The organism is Kaistia sp. SLG-1, from assembly GCF_059699055.1.
This window is the reverse complement of sequence record NZ_AP048544.1, coordinates 375,219-392,177: the sequence shown is the minus strand read 5'-3', so window position 1 is coordinate 392,177 and position 16,959 is coordinate 375,219. Positions and strand designations below refer to the sequence as shown.

Below are 16,959 nucleotides of genomic sequence, written 5' to 3'. Positions count from 1 at the left end.
TGAGCCATGTCCCAAGTTCAAACCCTCAACCCTGCACCAGCCGCCGAGCGCAGCCGCGTCATGAGCACGGCGACGAGTTCCGCCCTGATGCTGGCGCCGGTCTTGCTGCTGTGCGGCGTCTTCATCTTCATTCCGGCGCTTCTGACCGTCGCCGGCTCGTTCTTCAGCTTTGGCGTCACCTCGCCGCACTGGGACTTCGTCGGCGGGGCCAACTATGCCCGCGCCGCGACCGATCCGGTGTTCTGGACGGCGATGAAGAACAACATCATCCTTGTCGTCGGATCGGTGGTCCTGCAGGTCGGCCTCGGGACGATCCTGGCGGCGATCCTCGACCGCGGCATTCCCACCGGGTCGACCTTCTTCCGCACCATCATCTTCGCGCCGATCGTCGTTTCGTCGGTGGCCGTGGCGCTGATCTGGCTCATCATCTTCGATCCCAACACCGGCATTCTGAATGCCATCGTCAAGGGAATGGGCCTGACGCCGCCGCCGATGGGCTGGCTCGGCGATCCCAACATCTCGATCTGGATGGTGCTCATCGTCGGCACCTGGCAGTACACCGGCTTCATGATGGTCATGATCCTGGCGGGACTGCAGGCCATCCCGAAGGAGCTCTACGAGGCGGCCGCCTTCGACGGCGCCCGCGGCGTCAAGGCGTTCTGGTACATCACCCTGCCGGGCATCCGAAACGTGCTGGCGGTCGCCGCGCTGGTAACGACGATCAGCGGCTTCAAGGCCTTCGACCTGATCTTCGTGCTGACCCAGGGCGGCCCCGCCAACGCCACGCAGGTGCTGGGGACGTACATCTACTTCCAGGCCTTCAAATTCAACGACATGGGCTACGCCTATGCCATTTCGGTCGTCCTGCTGGCCGTCGCGGTGGTCCTCGGCAGCCTGCAGCTCAAGTCAAACCGGAGGGCATGATGCCGCGCTTCCGCCTAACCGCCCTGGTCACCTACGGCGCGGTCACCGCCTGGAGCCTGTTCGTGGTGCTGCCGCTGCTGTGGATGGTGATGGCCGCGTTCAAGACGCGCCGGGAGATCTTCACCAACCCGCTCGGCCTTCCCTCCGGCTTCTCCTTCGACAGCTTTTCGCGCGCCTGGGGCGTGGGCATGGGCACCTTCATGCTCAACTCGGTCATCGCCGTGGGCCTGGCGGTGCTCGTCATCGTCATCGTCTCCGGCATGGCGGCCTATGTCCTGGCCCGTACCGACAGCCCCATCGCCAAGGGGATCTACCTGCTGATCGTGGCCTGTTTCGCCGTGCCGCTGACGGCGGTGCTCGTGCCGCTCTACCAGATGGTCTCGGCCGCCGGCATGCTCAATTCGCCGCTGGCGATCGTGCTGCCCTATTCGGCCTACGGCATCCCCTTCACCACCATGCTGTTCTACGCCTTCTTCCTCGATTTCCCGCGGGAACTCGAAGAGGCGGCGCGGCTGGACGGCTGCAACCAGCTCGAGATCTTCTTCAAGATCATCATCCCCCTCTCCGGCCCGGTGGTGGCGAGCGCGGCGATCTTCCAGGCGGTGTTCGGCTGGAACGAGTTCCTGCTGGCGATGCTGATGCTCACCAAGACCGAAGCTAAGACGCTGCCGGTCGGCATTCTGCAGTTGAAGGGCGAGTATGCGTCGGACTGGCCGGCGGTGATGGCGGGCCTTGCCATCGCCACCGTGCCGATCCTGATGATCTTTATCCTGGCGCAGCGATACTTCGTGCGCTCGCTGGCCGGCATCGGCAAATAGGGGAAGCGCATGCGGCCCCGACCTTTCGACGAACCAGGCTCGATGCCGTTCGTTGCGAGGCCGGGCGCCCGCGGCGGGCTTCTTCCAGGGAGGGCTTTTTCGCGGCTTGGTGCGCGATCTGTTGAAGGCCGGTATCGGAGAGCCTATGAGGGTCTCGATCCGCCAGGAATGACATCCATGTTTGGCCGCGACGGTCGCACGCTGCGCCAGGGCGAGACAGCCCTCGGTTGCAGTCGGCGAGATCCCGGGCTCCAGTATTGACGGCTTGGTGACCAAAGGTTAGGCATATTTAAGGTTGCAGTCGACATTGCGGTGACGCAGGAGGCCGGGTGAGCTACGCAAGGTCCGAGGCGGACACAGATACAGAACTCCAGGCAGGAGATGCGTTTGCATCCCGCCCGGCGCCGCCCGGCCGTCGCTCGGACACGGTCTATGCTGTGGTGCGCGACCACATCACCCAGGGTATACTCGAGCCAGGGCTCGTGCTGACGGAATCGGCGGTTTCCCGGGCCTTCAAGGTCAGCCGGTCACCCGCCGCCGCAGCCCTCGCCAGACTGGCCGAAGAGCGCCTGATTTCCGAGTTTGGCGGGCGCGGATACCTTGTGGGAGCTAGGACCAACGTGCCCGTCCGGCGCGACCTGGCGGAGGCCGGGCTCAACCTGACGACGGCTCCCCTCGACGATCTGCAGCAGCGCGGCTGGCGCGACCGGCTCTATCCGCTGGTTGAACGGGAAATCGCCGCCAGCATGGCCTTTGGCCCGTTCCGCATCGTCGGGACCTCGCTGGCCGAGGCGTTCGGCGTCAGCCGGACCGTGGCCCACGAGATCCTGACCCGGCTGGAGCGCGTCGGGCTGGTATCGCAGGCCAGCAATGGCCACTGGTACGTGCCGCAGCTGACCGTGCGGGATGTCGAGGAGCACTACGAGATCCGCTATCTGCTGGAGCCGCCCGCGCTGGTCGAGGGCGTGAAACATTTGGCGCCCGGACAGGTCTCGGTTCGGCTGCAGCGGGCCCGGGCGCTGCTCGAGCGCGGAACCGTGCTGAGCGAGGCCGAGATCAGCCTGCTCGAAAACGATCTGCACCGGGACATCGTTCTGGCCTGCGCAAACACCCAGCTGCGCCGGATGATCGAACGCAGCCAGCTGCCGCTGATCGCCACGCATCTGACGTTTGAGCGCTACTTGAACAGCGAAGAAATCCTCGTGGCCGTGGAGCAGCATATCCGCATCCTCGAGCCCCTCGATGCGGGTGACGCCAGCGCGGCCGTCGCGGCGATGCAGGCGCATCTGAAGTCGGCGGTTGCCGGCACGATTGCCTGTCTCAAGGCCGGCGCCGCCGCGCCGAGCGCCCGAATTCCTGGATATCTCACCTCCGTATAGCCCCGCGCATGGACGGCCGAGGAATCGCTTTGGCCACATATTGACTATTTCATGCAATGCTCGTTTTATGCCCCGGATCGCTGCGTACCCCCCCGAGGATCGTCGCCGACGACGGTGACGATGCGCAGCCGCACTGGAGGAAGACGAATGACGAATTGGTGGCGCGACGTTTCGTGCAAGCTGCACCTCGACTATCATGAACCTCATTGGATGACGGGCGTCGCTGCCTCGTTCGACTTGGCCGAGGCCCGCCGCCAGGCCAGGATCTTCAAGGAAGCCGGCATCGGCGCGGTCAGCTACTTCACCCACGACCACCATGGCTTCGCCTTCTGGCCCAGCAAGGCAGGCGTCAACCATCCCGGGCTCGTCAACGACTACGTCGGCAACATGACCACGGCGCTGGCCGAGGAGGGCATCCGGCGCATTGCGTATTTCCAGCTGTTCACGAACATCCACATCAAGCAGACGCATCCGGAGTGGCTGGTCGTGGCGCCCGACGGCACCAATCCTCCCGGAGCCTGGATGATGTACGGGGCATCCGCCGTCTGCGCGAGCAGCCCCTATCTCGACGAATACATCGCGCCGCTTCTGACCGAGCTGCTCACCACCTACGACATCGAATCCTTCTGGTTCGACGGCGGCGCCTGGATGGTCGACACGCTCTGCCACTGCAACTACTGCAAGGAAGGCTTCAAGCGCGATACCGGCCTTGACCTGCCGGCGTCGGTGCCGGTGCGCAAGCGTCGCCATGCGCCGGCCGCGGTGTTTGAATCGCGCGGCAAGGTGGACGAATTCGCCATCGATTGGTCGATTTCCGACGACGCCGGCGACAGCGATCCGCAATGGGTGGCGTGGCGCATCTGGCGTCGCAAGCAGATCGGCACGTTCCTGGCGCGCACCATCGAAGTGTGCAAGGCGGCGCGTCCCGATGTGCTGATCACCGACAATTCCATCGGCCGCTCCAGCACGCCGGTGCCTGCCGGCGGCAATGGCGAGCCGGTGCGCTGGCTGGCCCCCCAGGAGATCGGGCTCGACTATCTCTGCAACGACGCACTGCCCTGGGGCGGCGATTTCCCCGTGACCTTCAGCGCCGTCGGCCGCAACGAAGCGACCACGGGCATGCCGTTCGACTTCCACAACATCCGCTTCCACAAATGGGGCGAGTGGCAGCTGCGCGACGCGGAAGACATGATCGTCGACTCCGCGGCGACGCTCGCGCAGGGCTCCAGCACCTACTTTGCCGACCAGCCCTACCCGGACGGCCGGATCGAGCCTGCCGTCTACGAGGTCATCAAGGAGGTCAACGCCTTCTCGCGTCCGATCACCGACCAGTCGGTGACGACCCAGGCCGTGCCCGACATCGCCGTTCTCGCCAGCGCGCCGTCGCAGATTTTCGGACCCATCGGATCCGGCGTCAACGCGGCGCGCAACACCCGCGGCGCCGTCGGCCTGCAGGGGCTGGGCGAGCGGACCGACCGCATCGACGGCACCCACCTGGCGCTGACCCATAGCGGCGTCCAGTTCCTCATCTATGACGAACCGACCCTGCGCCAGAACCTGTCGCGCCAGAAGCTGGTGATCGTGCCCGAGCAGTGCCTTCTGGAAGAGGCGACGATCGAGGCGCTCGACGCCTATGTGCGGGATGGCGGCGCGCTCATCGTGACCGGGCGCTCCGGCTGGTGGGACCAGGCCTATTCGAACGAGAACGCCAAGCGGTTCGATCATATCCTGGGCGTCGAGACGCTCGGGGCGCATCCCTCGCCGATCCACTACGTGGAACTCAGCGACGAGCTGCGCGAGCTGGCAAGGGTTCCGGTTCATCCGATCATGCAATGGGGCGCCGCGGCCAACGTCCGCGCGACGAGCGCGGAAGTGCTGGCCGATCTGCGCGGCCCGCTCAGGGCGGTGTGGCGCGACGGTATCCAGGATGAGGATCACTGGCAGCACTACACGACGCTCGGCGCCTGCCCGCCCGGCGAGGACATTGTCGGGCCGGCCGTGACCCTCAACCGCCACGGCAAGGGGTTGGCCATCTTCGTCGCGACGGACCCCTTCGCCTCGCACATGCACGAGAACCGCCCGCATGTGCAGCGCTTCGTGCAGGCGCTGATGGAGCGCGCCTATCCGACCGCCGAACGGCTGGTGTCGATCGCAGGGCTGCCGCCCCAGGTCGAGGTCTCCGTGCAGCGCGACGAGGCGGCGACCTATGTGCATCTCGTGGGCTACGCGCCGCTCAAGCGGCTCGGCGCCATGGTGCACAATGCCGGCGTGCCCACCACGACCGGCGGTTCGGTCCGCCTGCGCCATCCGACCCGTCCGGCGAGCGTGAACGAGATCCACACCGGCAAGCCGGTCGACTGGAACTGGGCCGACGGCGTCCTCGACATCTCGGTCCCGGCCTTCTCGACGCACGCCTTCCTTCGCGTGGCCTGACGTGACAACCGAACCCCGGGCGACCTTCGCCCGGGGTTTTTCCAGACGTCGTCACGGCGAAGCCGAGGCTCCTGCCCGTCTCCAGATGACTGAATGAAGAACCGCCGGATCAGCCGCTATTTCGGGAACAGAAACTGGATCTGGGCCCGGATCTGCCATTGCGGGCCGATATCGTCCGGCGAAATGGCGTTGTAGTAGGCGCCGAGCTGGGCGTTGATCGGCTGCTTGCCGATCTTGAACACGCGGCCGACGGCGCCGCCGACCGGCAGGACCCAGCGGTCGTCGTTGTCCGCTTCCCAGTTCGCCGTGATGATCGGCGAGGAGGAGAGATACCAGCCCTCCTTGAAATTGTAGTTCACGAAGGGCTGCAGCGTCATCTGGTTGACGTTGGCGCGGTCGCTTTGGCCCGCGAAGGACCAGATGTTGTTGATGAGGGCGCCATAGACCCAGGGGCCGTGCATGACCAGCCCGACGCCGGCGATGCCCGCCCCCCATTTTCCGGTGCCGAGGTCCTCGTCGGTCGCGGTCGGCAGCAGGAAGGTCGGGCCGACGCCCCAGATGAATTTTTCCGATTTGGCCGGCGACAGGAAGAAGGTCGGGTTCAGGTCTCCCAGGCCGAAGGTGCGGTCGTCGTCGGGCGAAAGCTGCGGCTGCCAGATGACCGGCGCGATCACGCGGGTGATCAGGTTCCAGTCCGGCGTCAGCTTGATCGGGATCACCGGCTGGATGTTGAGGATTTCCTGCGTCTTGTCATAGGGGCCGTAGCCGAAATTGGTGTTGGACTGAAACGGCACGCTGATCATGTCGGCGACGGGGTTCTGCGCCGCTTTCGCGAGGTCCGAGGCGGACTGTTGGGCCGCGGCCGGCAATGTCGCCAGCAAGGCGAAGAAGCCGAGGGCCGCGATAGACGCCGGGAATGAAGGCCTGTGCGACACGACACGCTCCCAAAACGTGAACTCTGGGGCCTGCGCTCCGCGCGGGCGGGCGCGCCTTGCCGGATCCTTCATCAGAAGGATCCTCTAAACCCACTTAGCATGACGTTGCGTCAGGCGCAGTAGCATCGAAGCCACAGCACCATGACAACCCGGCATCTGCCGCGGCCCGCGGGCGACGCGGCCGCGCCAGGCGAGGATCCTCTAGACCGACGTCTCCGGCATCGGGCATCGGCTCCCCGTCCGGCGCGTCTCCATTGATGCAAATCCTTCAACACTCCATGCGGAGTTTGCCGTCTTAACCCGCCGCGGCTGCCGGCCTAGATAGGCGTCACTTCTCAAGGAGACAGTCATGCAGAAAACGATGCTCATCACGGGCAGCTCCAGCGGCGTCGGCGCGGCGACGGCAAAGTATTTCGCCGAACACGGCTTCAACGTGGTCGCCACGATGCGCAATCCCGATGCCGCCCAGGCGTTGGAAGGCATCGCCAATCTGATGGTGGTGCGCCTCGACGTCGAGGATACCGCGAGCATCGACAGCGCCCTGCAGGCGACGCTGGATCGCTTCGGCCGTCTCGATCTCCTCATCAATAACGCCGGCTATGGCCAGTATGGCGTGATGGAAGGCATGCCGATCGAGAAGATCCGCGAAAACTTCGACGTGAACGTCTTCGGCGTCATCAACGTGATGCAGCGGGCCGTCCCCATCCTGCGCCAGCAAGGCGGCGGCATGATTTTGAACATCAGCTCCTGCGGCGCCATCTTCGGCCTGCCGGCGAGCGCCGTCTACATCTCGACCAAATGGGCGCTGGAGGGCTTCACCGAGTCCATCGCCTATGAGCTCGCCTCGCAGAACATCGTCACCAAGATCTTCGAGCCCGGCGGCATCCTGACGCCGTTCCACGAGCGCTCGGCGCGGGACAATACCGGCAACGGCCATGTGCCGGGCTACGACGCCTTCCTCGAGAGCACCAACAACGCCATGGCCAATCTGGCCCAGGGCGCGGCCAGCCCCGAGCGGGTGGCCGAGGATATCTATGCCGCCGCCACGGACGGCACGGACCGCCTGCGCTATTGCGCGCCCTACAGCGTCGAGCACCTGGTCAAGGCGCGTCGGGAACTCGACGATCCGGCTTACGAGCGCTTCATGCGGTCCCAGTTTCCCTCCGTGCGCTGAGCCAGCGGGTCGAGACCCGGGAGATGTCGGGCTGCGGCCCGGCCCTCCTTCAGGCGCCGCCGGACAGAGCCCGCCATCCCATTGTACGGACGAAAGGACCCGCATGAACCGGCCCTATGTCATCTGCCACATGCTGACTTCCATCAACGGCAAGACCACCGGCAGCTTCCTCGAGGCCCCCGAGACCCTCGGCGCGATCGAGGCCTACGAGACCACCAACCAGAGCTTCGACAGCCGCGCCTGCCTGAGCGGCCGCCTGTCGATGGCGGAACACTTCACCCATCACCAGCCGCCTGTTCTCGACCCGGAGGCGCCGGTCTATCCGCGCGAAGACCATATCGCCGACCCGGCGGCCGAGAACTACATGGTGGTGGTGGATACGGCGGGGAAGCTCGGCTGGCAGGCGAACACCATCCAGTACATGAGCCGCCCGCCCCACCACATCGTCGCCCTACTGACGGGAAAGGCGCCGGACGGTTATCTCGCCTATCTGCGGGACCGGGGCATCTCCTACCTGCTCGCCGGCGACGACGCGCTCGATGCCCGGCTCGCGCTGGAAAAGCTGAAGCTTCTGCTGGGGATCGACAAGATCATCCTGTCGGGAGGCGGCGTCACCAACGAACACTTCCTGCGGGCCGGGCTGATCGACGAGCTCAGCCTGGTCGTCGCGCCCGTCATCGGCCACGACAAGGAAGAGATCGACCTGTTCCAGACCATGGATGACTACCGAACCCGCTCCGCCACCGCGCTGACGCTCCGGAGCGTCGAGACGCTGGAAGATGGCTGCCTCTGGCTCCGCTACGGCCTCAAGTTGGAATCCGGAGAGAGCGCGGCCTCATAGGCCGCGCCCAAAACCCTTGCGAGCCGGGGACCGGCCGCCGGTCGTCCACCGGCTCTCTTCGGCGGGCCCTGTCCCGTCGCCGAGATGCTGCGCGAAGAAGGTGCGGATGCGGGCCCGGGCGTCCGCCGCTTCCTTCTCCTTGTAGCTCGCGCCGATGACCGCGCCGAGTATGCCGATCAGGCCCTTGTGGTCGTCGAGGAAGGAATGCCCGGCGGCGGGGTATTCTTTCACGTCGTGCTCGATGCCATTCTGCTCGAGCGCGCCTTTCAGCCGCGCGGCCCCGCCCCGGATGGTCCAGTCGCGACCGCCATAGCTCGCCACCACCGGGCAGGCACCGCCCATGATCGCGTCAATGTCGTTCGGGACCGCGCCGTAGTTCGGCGCGGCGGCCGAGAAGCCGTGACCGGAGGCGAGAAGGATCGCGAACTGGCCGGTCCCGCAGAAACCGATGATGCCGGTCTTGCCGGTGCAGTCCTCGCGGCCCACCAGCCACGACCGCACCGCCTCGACATCGTCGAACGAGACGCCCCGCCGCGCCGCCATGTCGCGCATCAGGGTCCGGATGCAGCGGATGCGGCCATCCCAGGAGAACAGGTCCGGCGCAATGGCAATATAGCCCTGCTCGGCGATCCAGTCGGCATGGCCGCGCGTGACGCTGGTCAGGCCGAAGATATCATGCAGCACGATGACGCCGGGCCAGGGCCCCTCGCCCTTCGGCGTCGCCACATACGCCTTGAGCGGGTGATGCGGCGTCGTGATCTCGACCTCTGTCATCGTGTCTCCAATCCGGATTCCCTGCGGGGTTCAACCGACTGGAGGCTAGATTGGTTTATTCGATATCCTGCGGTAGGCTGCGGGAATGCATTTGTTAAATTCGATTTTCAAATGAATGACAGGTTCTTTTCGCTGCAGCTCTTCGCGCATGTCGCGAGGAGCACGAGCTTCTCCGTCGCGGCACGCGAAATGGGCATTTCGCAGCCAACGGCGTCGCGGATCATCGCCGCGCTGGAGCAGCAGATCGGCGTCAGCCTGTTCCTCAGGACGACGCGGGCCGTCACGCTCACCGAGGCGGGCGCGGATTATCTATCGCGCATAGAGCCCATCCTGACGGCGCTCGAGGAGGCGGATCACGCCGTTCGCGGAACCGGCGAGTTGCGCGGCATGCTGCGCGTCGCCGCCTCCTCGGCCGCCGCGACGCGGGGCATCCTCCCGCGCCTGGCGCGCTTCACCGATCTGCACCCGAACCTGCGCATCGAATTCATCCTCAATGACGACCGGCAGGATCTGGTGAGCGAAGCGGTGGATGTCGCCCTGCGGGCCGGCCCCCTCGACGATTCCATGGCTGTCGCCCGCAGGATCGGAACCGTGCATCGCGTCGTCGTCGCGGCGCCGGGCTACCTGGCCAAGGCCGGCACGCCGAGGGTCCCGGCGGACCTGTCGGACCATGCGATCATCCTGAGCCCGGCCGCGCGCGTGATGGAAGGATGGACGTTTCGAAGAGACGGGAAGTCCGCCTCCGTTCGGCTCAAGGGACGGTTCATCCTGAACACGCTGGACGCGGCCGTCGCCGCCGCCGTGGCCGAGCTCGGCATCCTCTCGACCGGCGATCTCAGCGTCCTGCAGGAACTGGAATCCGGCCGGCTGGTGCGGGTCCTGCCGGATTGGGACATGAGCTCGGTCGATATCAGCCTCGTGCTCCCGGCGGGGCGAGCGACGAAGCCGTCCGCCCGCGCGTTCGCGGATTTCGTCGAGGCCGAGTTCCGCAAGCTGCACGCCCCGTGAGTGCGTCGGAAGCGGCGCCGGACGCGCCGCTTCTTCGAGGCCCAACTAGACGTTGCTCAAAAAGCCGCCGTCGATGCGGATGACGGAACCCGTGATGTAGGAGGCGCGCGGGCTCGCCAGGAAGGCGACCGTGTCGCCATATTCCTGCGGCTCGCCATAGCGTCCGACCGGGATCGACGCCGTGCTTTCCGCGGTCACCTCCTCGACCGGCCTGTTCTCGCGCTTCGCCTTCTGCTCGTCCAGGAAGACGATCCGACCCGTCGCGATCCGGCCCGGAAGCACGATGTTGGCGGTGATGCCGTCGCGCCCGACTTCCCGCGCGAGCGTCTTCGACCAGCCGACCAGCGCCAGGCGCAGGCTGTTCGAGATGCCGAGATTGGGAATGGGCGCGACGATGCCGGACGAGGTCGACGTGATGATGCGGCCCCATTTCCGTTCGCGCATCGAAGGCAGCACCGCGTCCGTCACGGCGATGACCGAGCGGACCATCATGTCGAAATATTTCGACCATTGTTCGGGAGCCTGCCCGGCCGCCGGGGTCGGCGGCGGACCGCCGGTGTTGTTCACGAGGACATCGACGGGACCGAAGGCCGATTTCACGTCCTGCAATCTCGCTTCGGTAACCGAGAGATCGCCGATGTCCCAGGCGAGCGCCAGCGCGCGCCCTCCTGCCTCGGTGATCGCATCGGCAGTGACCGCCGCCGCCTGCGCATCGATGTCCGCGACGACGACGGACGCGCCCTCCGCGGCGAGCGACTTTGCGATCGCGCCGCCCAGGCCTCCGCCGGCGCCGAAGACGAGAGCCGTCTTGTCATTCAGGTAAAGATCCACATTCCGCTCCTCTATTGAAATTCGTCGCGAGCCCGCGCCGCGAGGGAACTCATCCCTTGTCCCGTTCGCCCGCGTACCAGCCCGTCGCGCCGCGCGGCACGAACCGCCCCGATCCGGCTGCGTTCAGGATGTTGCTGCCATCCCAGGCGGGTGCGCCCCGCAGCCAGCTGGCAGCGACGCGGACGGTGAAGGTCTCGCCATGGAAGGGGCTCCAGTTGAGCCCGTCATGCGCTTCCGCCTCGTCCCAGGGGAAGGCCCCCCGCTCCAGCGCGATGAGATCCGCATCCCGGCCGACCTCGATCGCGCCCTTGCGATCGGCGATGCCGAAGAAGCGCGCCGGGCGCTCGGCAAGGTAGTCCGCCGTCAATCGCGCGGCATCGAGCCCCCGCCTTTCCGCCGCCGTGAAGAAGGCCGGAACCAGGGTCTCAAGGCCCGGAACGCCGGCGCCGGCGTCGAAGATCGACGCGACCAGCTTGTTGTCGATCGGCCAGCTGGAGTGATCCGACGAGACGAACGCGACCAGCCCCGCCTCGATCGAGCGCCAGAGACCGTCGATGGCGAGGCTGCGGATCGGCGGGTTCACCTTCATGCGCGCGCCGAGCCGCGCGCCGTCGCGCGCCGCGTCGAGCCACAGATAATGGACGCAGAGCTCGCCGGTCGCCCGCGCGCCGAGTTCGGCGACGGCCCGCAGCAGTCGCAGCCCGGCCTCGGTGCTGAGATGCACCGGGTGGACATGCGCGCCGCTCGCGAGCCCCAACGCGGCGAACTGGCCGGTCGCGGCGAGCTCCGCCGCCTCGGGCCGCGCCTCGGCATGCGCGACGATCCCGTTGCGCCCCTCGGCCTTGGCCTTGGCGATCCGGGCGAGAACGATCTCCTGGTCCTCGTTGTGCAGCCCGAGCGGAATGTCCGTCGCAGCAAGCATCTCCATGAGGTCGAGGGTCAGGTCCTCGCCGATGCGGGGAAAGCGGACCGGATTGCTTTCGAAGGAGGAGATCTTGAAGGCGGCGACGCCCCCCTCGATCAGGGCGGCGACATTCGCGGTGTCGGTCTCGCGCGTCACCGTGCCGTAGAGCGCCATGTCGGCATGGGCGTGCTCGGCGATCGCTGAAACCTTGGCGTCGAGACGTTCGAGCCGGTCGAGCGGCTCGGGGTTGTCATAGGGCATGTCGACCAGCGTGGTCACGCCGCCGGCGATCGCGGAGCGCGTCGTATCGGCGATGCCGGCGAGGCCCTTGTAGCTCGTCGCATGGGTCTGGCCGTCGACCGCGCCGGGCAGGATCAGCGACCGGCCGCGATCGTCGACCCTTGCCGCCGCCGGCGCCTCGCCGGAGCCGATCGCGGCGATCTTGCCGTGGTCGATGGCGACCCAGCCGTTTTCGATGACCTGGTCCGGCATAACGATACTGCCCTTGATGAGGAGTTCCATCGTCTCGGTTCTTTGTTCGTTGGGGGTTCAAGGCGGTCGTCGCGACCGCGACGGCGGCCGGCACGGGATCGATCCCGGACGCGAGGCGAGGTCCGCCGTCCGTTCGGCCGGATCGCCGAGGCGCGCGAAAGCGGCCGGCGCCGGCCGGGCATGAGCCTTTCAGGGCGCGCGGAACCGGCCCGGCCGACGGCCGGGACGGGTCGCGCGACCGTTCAGTTGTGATGGCGGGTTCGCGCCACGAAGGCCCGCGTACGCTCTTCCTTCGGGTGGACGAGCACGGCCTCCGGCGACCCGGATTCGACGACGATGCCCTTGTCCATGAAGGCGACGTTCGTCCCGACCTCCTGGGCAAAACGCAGCTCATGCGTCACGACGATCATGGTCATGCCTTCGGCGGCGAGGTCGCGCATGACGGCCAGCACCTCGCCGACCAGCTCGGGATCGAGCGCGCTGGTCGGTTCGTCGAACAGCATCAGCGACGGGTTCATGGCGAGCGCCCGCGCGATCGCGACCCGCTGCTGCTGGCCGCCGGAGAGGAAGCGCGGATAGGCGTCGACCTTGTTCGCCAGCCCCACCCGCTTCAGCAAATCCAGCGCCGTCTCGGTCGCCTCGGCCCGGCTCCTGCCGTTCACCAGCATCGGCGCCTTGACGACGTTTTCCAGCACCGTCATGTGGCCGAACAGATTGAAGTTCTGGAACACCATCCCCATCCGGGAACGCTGCCGCGCCAGCGCCCGGTGGCCGAGCGAATAGACGCGGTTGCCGACCCGCCTGTATCCGACAAGCTCGCCATCGACATGGATGAAGCCGCTGTCGATCGTCTCGAGATGGTTGATGCAGCGCAGGAACGTCGACTTGCCGGAGCCGGACGGGCCGATCAGGCACAGCACATCGCCGCGATCGACGGTGATGTTGATGCCCTTCAGGACCTCCATGGAATCGTAGCGCTTGTGCACGTTCTCCGCCCGCAGGACGGGAGAGCGCGAGGCGCCGGTCGTGGCCTGTGCCAAAGGATTTGCGTTCATTGTGTCACAAGGCCCCTACCGAAGCGACGCTCGACCAGCCACTGCAAACCGGACAGCGCCGTGGTCGCCACCAGATACCAGAAGCACGCCACCATCAGCAGCGGGATGGTCTGGTAGTTGCGCGAGTAGATCAATTGCACCGAGTAAAGCAGATCCCCGAGCGCGATGACGCTGACGAGCGACGTCATCTTGAGCATTCCGATCAGCTGATTGCCGATCGGCGGAATGATCGAAGGGATCAACTGCGGCAAGACGATGTGCCAGAACTTCTGCCACGACGTCATGCCGAGAGCGTCCGCGGCGTTGCGCTGGCCCTTGTCGAGGGCGAGCAGCCCGCCGCGGACGATCTCCGCCATATACGCCGCCTCATGCAGCGCCAGACCGAGGATCGCGGCGACATACGGCGTGATGACGGCGTTCGTCTTGACGCTGAACAGCGTCTCGCCAAACGGGATACTGAGCGACAGGGTCGGAAACAGGGAACCCAGATTGTACAGCATGATCAGCTGCACAAGCAGCGGCGTTCCCCGGAAGAACCAGATGTAGAGCCCAGATAGACCAGAGATGAAATGACTGGGCGACATCCGCATGACCGCGAGGATCACGCCGAGGACCAGGCCCAGCATGGTCGTGACGATCGTCAGCCAGACCGTCAGGACGAACCCCTGCAGAACGATGGGATCCAGCAGGTATTGACCCACAATACCCCATGACATCGCCGGATTGACGATGATCGACCAGGCGACCATCCCGAGCACGGCAACCGCGACGACGATGAAGGCCCATTGCCAATAGGGCCGGGCCGGAACGTAGATGACCGCGTCATCGGCGTTCCCCTTGGGGGAAGACTCAACCATATTCAGGTCGCCTGCATACCGGGCATTCAGTTCGCCCACATTCATCTCTGACTATCTCCTGAGCGCAGCCGCCTGGCCCTAGTTGCCTTGTGTCTCACCCAGGTTGATGGCGGGCGTATCCAGCGACAGGGCCTCGACGTTCCACTTCTTCATGATCTTGTCGTAGGTCCCGTCGGCATGGACGGCCTTCAGCCCGGCGAGCAGCGCCTCGCCCAGCTTGGTCCTGTCCTTGAGGTAGACGATGCCGTTCAGCTCTTTCGGGAACAGCGCATCGGTGACGATCCGAACCGGCCGCGGGGCTTTCGGAATAATGTCGCCGGCGATGGCGGCGCTGGAGATGATGTAGTCGGCGCGCTCGGAGTACAGCGAGAGATAGACCGCGTCCGCAGTGGCGAATTCGAGCTTCTTCGGCGCTTCCTTGCCGATGGACTTGCAATGGTCCGTCAGGGACTTGCTCAGAAAATCAACGTGGGTCGTGCCCGATTGAACACCGACCGTGGCGCCGCAAAGATCGTCCGCCCCGCCCTTGGTCGCCGCGTTGCCTGACAGCGTGAAGGCCGCCATCGTGGAATAGGAATAGTCGACGAAGCTGAGGGTCTTGCGGCGTTCCGGCGTCTCGGCGATCGCCAGCATCGCGACGTCATAGCGGCCAGACTGCACGCCGGGGATCAGGCCGGCGAATTCGACCGAGGTGGACTTGATTTCAACGCCGAGCTTGTCGGCGATGGCCCTCAGAATGTCGATCTCGAAGCCTTCCGGGGTCTTGCCGTCGCTGCCCATGAAGACGAACGGGGGCCAGCGGGCGTCGGTGACCAGATTGATCGCCTTGGCGCTCTGGACCTCCGGCGGCAGCAATCCGTTGAGGTCCTCGGCATGGGCGGCGGCGCCGAATGTCACGGCGAGCGCCGCCGGCATCACGAGACGCCTGGTAAGGGCAGCAATGAAACGCGGGGCAGACATCTTATTTGTTCACCTCTGTTGTCGCTTTATTGGAAGGCTGTTTTGTTCTCGATTGCTTATTGTCTCGCAATCTTGAAAAGCGGGACCGGAACGCCGCTACGCCGTCCCGTTTTGCCTTCAAGGCGTCATCGGGCCCGGAGGCTCCGATGGCCGCTTCCGGCCGCAACCGAGCCGGGCGCGAACTTGCCCTGAGGCGCCCCGCCGCCTCCCTTTTTTGGCTCCGGCATACTTGTAATATACCAGACATATTTCAAATAGTATGTCACGCTTTGGGGTCTGTCAAAGCCGGATCGCGGGCAGCGCACATCTTGCGGGCGCTGCTGAATAATGCAGCAAATCCGGGCCTGATTGCTGTTAAAATATCAGCAGATATGCTAAACAAATAGGCATCATATATATCTTGATATATAGCGTGAGACGCTGCTACGAGGCGGGATGCTCGCATTTTGGAGACATGGATGATCGGACATATTCCAGGCGCCGCGACCGGCGCCGGCGAGACCCCGGAGAGGCGTGCGAAGAAGTCCGTCTCGCTGACCGACAGCGTCTACGCCATGCTGCGGAGCGAGATCCTGACCTGCGTGCTCGAGCCGGGGAGCGAGGTTTCCGAAGCAGAGCTCGCCGAGCGCTTCGAGGTCAGCAAGACGCCGGTGCGCGAGGCGCTGGCCAAGCTCCGGTCCGAGGGGCTGGTAAAGACGTTTCCGCGCCGCGGCTATCAGGTCGTTCCCGTCACCTTCGGCGACATGAACGAGCTGTTCGACCTGCGCAACATCCTGGAAGCCGGCGCGGCGGAGCTTGCCTGCGCGCGGATCACCGACGCCGAGATCGCCAATCTGAGCCGCCTGGCCGATGTCGCCTATGACCAGCTGGAGCAGCCGACGCTCAAATCCTTCATCCAGGCCAATCGCGATTTTCACGTCGCCATCGCGATCGCCTCGGGCAATGAAAGGCTGCACCATCTCCTCGCGCTGCAGATGGACGGGCTCGAGCGCTTCTTCTATCTCGGCGCCCGCCTGCGCAACGTCAGCAACGAGACGAAGAACGACCACCATGCGATCGTCGAGACGCTGCGACGGCGCGATGCCGCCGCCGCCCGCCAGATCGTCATCCGGCACAATGAGATCACCCGCCAGGGCCTGTTTCAGGCCCTGACCACCTCGCGCATCCAGAACAGCGTCGCGCTCTAGGGGCCGGCGGGCGCACGCCCTTCAAGGGCCCGGCTGAACGCTCCCGGCGCGCTGCTTCGGAATAAGAAGGCGGCTCGGCGCGCCGCCGCGCAACCGCCCGCACGCTCTATGACCGGGACAGCCTGCCCTTCGCGCCCTCACAGGATCGCGCGCCCCTTCCCGCGCCGACGCGATCCCGATTCCGCCCCCTCGACAGGCGGTTTCCGATGGCCTACAAATACGCTTCGTGAGATATCTGAACATATATCTAGAATGCGTGACGCAGGGCGTGGTTCGTGCGGCCAGGCGGGGAATAGGCGTGGGCAACCGGCGCCGGAATCCCCCGGAGGCCGAAGAACGACCGCGAGCGCTCTGCACGAGAGCCGGAACTTCGCGGCTTTCTCCACG

General features: G+C 65.7%; 15 protein-coding genes. 8 read left to right on the top strand and 7 right to left on the bottom strand.

Translation table 11 applies throughout. The features are described from left to right. Nucleotides 1-6 precede the first annotated feature (6 nt). From AC6HZP_RS01770 to AC6HZP_RS01755, 4 genes are all read left to right on the top strand, one after another. Nucleotides 7-924 carry a carbohydrate ABC transporter permease gene (locus AC6HZP_RS01770; RefSeq protein WP_497525149.1) on the top strand — a complete coding sequence of 306 codons (918 nt, stop codon included), beginning with the start codon at nucleotides 7-9 and terminating at the stop codon, nucleotides 922-924. After that, nucleotides 921-1,742: a carbohydrate ABC transporter permease gene (locus tag AC6HZP_RS01765; protein ID WP_211201072.1), complete on the top strand. Its 822-nt coding sequence runs from the start codon at nucleotides 921-923 to the stop codon at nucleotides 1,740-1,742. Before AC6HZP_RS01770 ends, AC6HZP_RS01765 begins: the two co-directional genes overlap by 4 nt. Nucleotides 1,743-2,071: 329 nt before the next feature. Then, nucleotides 2,072-3,121, top strand: coding sequence for a GntR family transcriptional regulator (locus tag AC6HZP_RS01760; protein ID WP_497525148.1), 1,050 nt, complete (start codon nucleotides 2,072-2,074; stop codon nucleotides 3,119-3,121). 147 nt (nucleotides 3,122-3,268) lie between these two features. Next, entirely contained in the window at nucleotides 3,269-5,554 is a 2,286-nt protein-coding gene (locus tag AC6HZP_RS01755; RefSeq protein WP_497525147.1) for a beta-galactosidase trimerization domain-containing protein, read from the top strand. Between the two features lie 116 nt (nucleotides 5,555-5,670). On the opposite strand, the gene AC6HZP_RS01750 is transcribed toward AC6HZP_RS01755, so the two are convergent. Further along, the gene (locus AC6HZP_RS01750) at nucleotides 5,671-6,489 is read right to left on the bottom strand and encodes a hypothetical protein (RefSeq protein WP_497525146.1); all 819 of its coding nucleotides are present in this window, start codon (nucleotides 6,487-6,489) and stop codon (nucleotides 5,671-5,673) included. A gap of 349 nt (nucleotides 6,490-6,838) precedes the next feature. Here AC6HZP_RS01750 and AC6HZP_RS01745 point away from each other — a divergent pair, with 349 nt between their 5' ends. Together AC6HZP_RS01745 and AC6HZP_RS01740 are read left to right on the top strand one after the other, a co-directional pair. Next, nucleotides 6,839-7,663 (top strand): SDR family oxidoreductase, encoded by an 825-nt coding sequence (locus AC6HZP_RS01745; protein WP_497525145.1) that lies wholly within the window; start codon nucleotides 6,839-6,841, stop codon nucleotides 7,661-7,663. 103 nt (nucleotides 7,664-7,766) lie between these two features. Next, a complete protein-coding gene (locus AC6HZP_RS01740; RefSeq protein ID WP_497525144.1) occupies nucleotides 7,767-8,504 on the top strand; it encodes a dihydrofolate reductase family protein in 738 nt (245 codons plus the stop codon). Here the strand turns inward: AC6HZP_RS01740 and AC6HZP_RS01735 are convergent. Continuing rightward, nucleotides 8,499-9,278 (bottom strand): dienelactone hydrolase family protein, encoded by a 780-nt coding sequence (locus tag AC6HZP_RS01735; protein WP_497525143.1) that lies wholly within the window; start codon nucleotides 9,276-9,278, stop codon nucleotides 8,499-8,501. The two genes, AC6HZP_RS01740 and AC6HZP_RS01735, sit on opposite strands and share 6 nt — an antisense overlap. Here AC6HZP_RS01735 and AC6HZP_RS01730 point away from each other — a divergent pair. Next, on the top strand, nucleotides 9,249-10,286 hold the full coding sequence (locus AC6HZP_RS01730) for a LysR family transcriptional regulator (protein ID WP_497525142.1): 1,038 nt from the start codon (nucleotides 9,249-9,251) through the stop codon (nucleotides 10,284-10,286). The genes AC6HZP_RS01735 and AC6HZP_RS01730 overlap by 30 nt on opposite strands. A 45-nt stretch (nucleotides 10,287-10,331) precedes the next feature. On the opposite strand, the gene AC6HZP_RS01725 is transcribed toward AC6HZP_RS01730, so the two are convergent. The 5 genes from AC6HZP_RS01725 to AC6HZP_RS01705 all read right to left on the bottom strand — a co-directional run bounded on the left by AC6HZP_RS01725 (nucleotide 10,332) and on the right by AC6HZP_RS01705 (nucleotide 15,385). Continuing rightward, nucleotides 10,332-11,117 carry an SDR family oxidoreductase gene (locus AC6HZP_RS01725; RefSeq protein ID WP_497525141.1) on the bottom strand — a complete coding sequence of 262 codons (786 nt, stop codon included), beginning with the start codon at nucleotides 11,115-11,117 and terminating at the stop codon, nucleotides 10,332-10,334. Nucleotides 11,118-11,166: 49 nt separating this feature from the next. Continuing rightward, on the bottom strand, nucleotides 11,167-12,543 hold the full coding sequence (locus AC6HZP_RS01720; RefSeq protein ID WP_497525140.1) for a dihydroorotase: 1,377 nt from the start codon (nucleotides 12,541-12,543) through the stop codon (nucleotides 11,167-11,169). Nucleotides 12,544-12,755: 212 nt separating this feature from the next. Further along, nucleotides 12,756-13,568, bottom strand: coding sequence for an amino acid ABC transporter ATP-binding protein (locus AC6HZP_RS01715; protein WP_497525139.1), 813 nt, complete (start codon nucleotides 13,566-13,568; stop codon nucleotides 12,756-12,758). Then, nucleotides 13,565-14,470 carry an amino acid ABC transporter permease gene (locus tag AC6HZP_RS01710; RefSeq protein WP_497525138.1) on the bottom strand — a complete coding sequence of 302 codons (906 nt, stop codon included), beginning with the start codon at nucleotides 14,468-14,470 and terminating at the stop codon, nucleotides 13,565-13,567. The genes AC6HZP_RS01715 and AC6HZP_RS01710 overlap by 4 nt, the downstream gene beginning before the upstream one ends. 33 nt (nucleotides 14,471-14,503) lie before the next feature. Next, nucleotides 14,504-15,385, bottom strand: a complete 882-nt coding sequence (locus AC6HZP_RS01705; protein ID WP_497525137.1) for an ABC transporter substrate-binding protein — start codon at nucleotides 15,383-15,385, stop codon at nucleotides 14,504-14,506. 458 nt (nucleotides 15,386-15,843) lie between these two features. Here AC6HZP_RS01705 and AC6HZP_RS01700 point away from each other — a divergent pair, with 458 nt between their 5' ends. After that, nucleotides 15,844-16,572 carry a GntR family transcriptional regulator gene (locus tag AC6HZP_RS01700; RefSeq protein ID WP_497525136.1) on the top strand — a complete coding sequence of 243 codons (729 nt, stop codon included), beginning with the start codon at nucleotides 15,844-15,846 and terminating at the stop codon, nucleotides 16,570-16,572. Nucleotides 16,573-16,959: the final 387 nt, after the last annotated feature.

Coding starts and splice junctions, on each gene's coding strand:
- AC6HZP_RS01700 (WP_497525136.1), top strand. CDS start 15,844: ATGATCGGACATATTCCAGGCGCCGCGACCGGCGCCGGCGAGACCCCG.
- AC6HZP_RS01710 (WP_497525138.1), bottom strand. CDS start 14,470: ATGAATGTGGGCGAACTGAATGCCCGGTATGCAGGCGACCTGAATATG.
- AC6HZP_RS01735 (WP_497525143.1), bottom strand. CDS start 9,278: ATGACAGAGGTCGAGATCACGACGCCGCATCACCCGCTCAAGGCGTAT.
- AC6HZP_RS01720 (WP_497525140.1), bottom strand. CDS start 12,543: ATGGAACTCCTCATCAAGGGCAGTATCGTTATGCCGGACCAGGTCATC.
- AC6HZP_RS01740 (WP_497525144.1), top strand. CDS start 7,767: ATGAACCGGCCCTATGTCATCTGCCACATGCTGACTTCCATCAACGGC.
- AC6HZP_RS01765 (WP_211201072.1), top strand. CDS start 921: ATGATGCCGCGCTTCCGCCTAACCGCCCTGGTCACCTACGGCGCGGTC.
- AC6HZP_RS01770 (WP_497525149.1), top strand. CDS start 7: ATGTCCCAAGTTCAAACCCTCAACCCTGCACCAGCCGCCGAGCGCAGC.
- AC6HZP_RS01705 (WP_497525137.1), bottom strand. CDS start 15,385: ATGTCTGCCCCGCGTTTCATTGCTGCCCTTACCAGGCGTCTCGTGATG.
- AC6HZP_RS01730 (WP_497525142.1), top strand. CDS start 9,249: ATGCGGCGTCGTGATCTCGACCTCTGTCATCGTGTCTCCAATCCGGAT.
- AC6HZP_RS01745 (WP_497525145.1), top strand. CDS start 6,839: ATGCAGAAAACGATGCTCATCACGGGCAGCTCCAGCGGCGTCGGCGCG.
- AC6HZP_RS01715 (WP_497525139.1), bottom strand. CDS start 13,568: ATGAACGCAAATCCTTTGGCACAGGCCACGACCGGCGCCTCGCGCTCT.
- AC6HZP_RS01755 (WP_497525147.1), top strand. CDS start 3,269: ATGACGAATTGGTGGCGCGACGTTTCGTGCAAGCTGCACCTCGACTAT.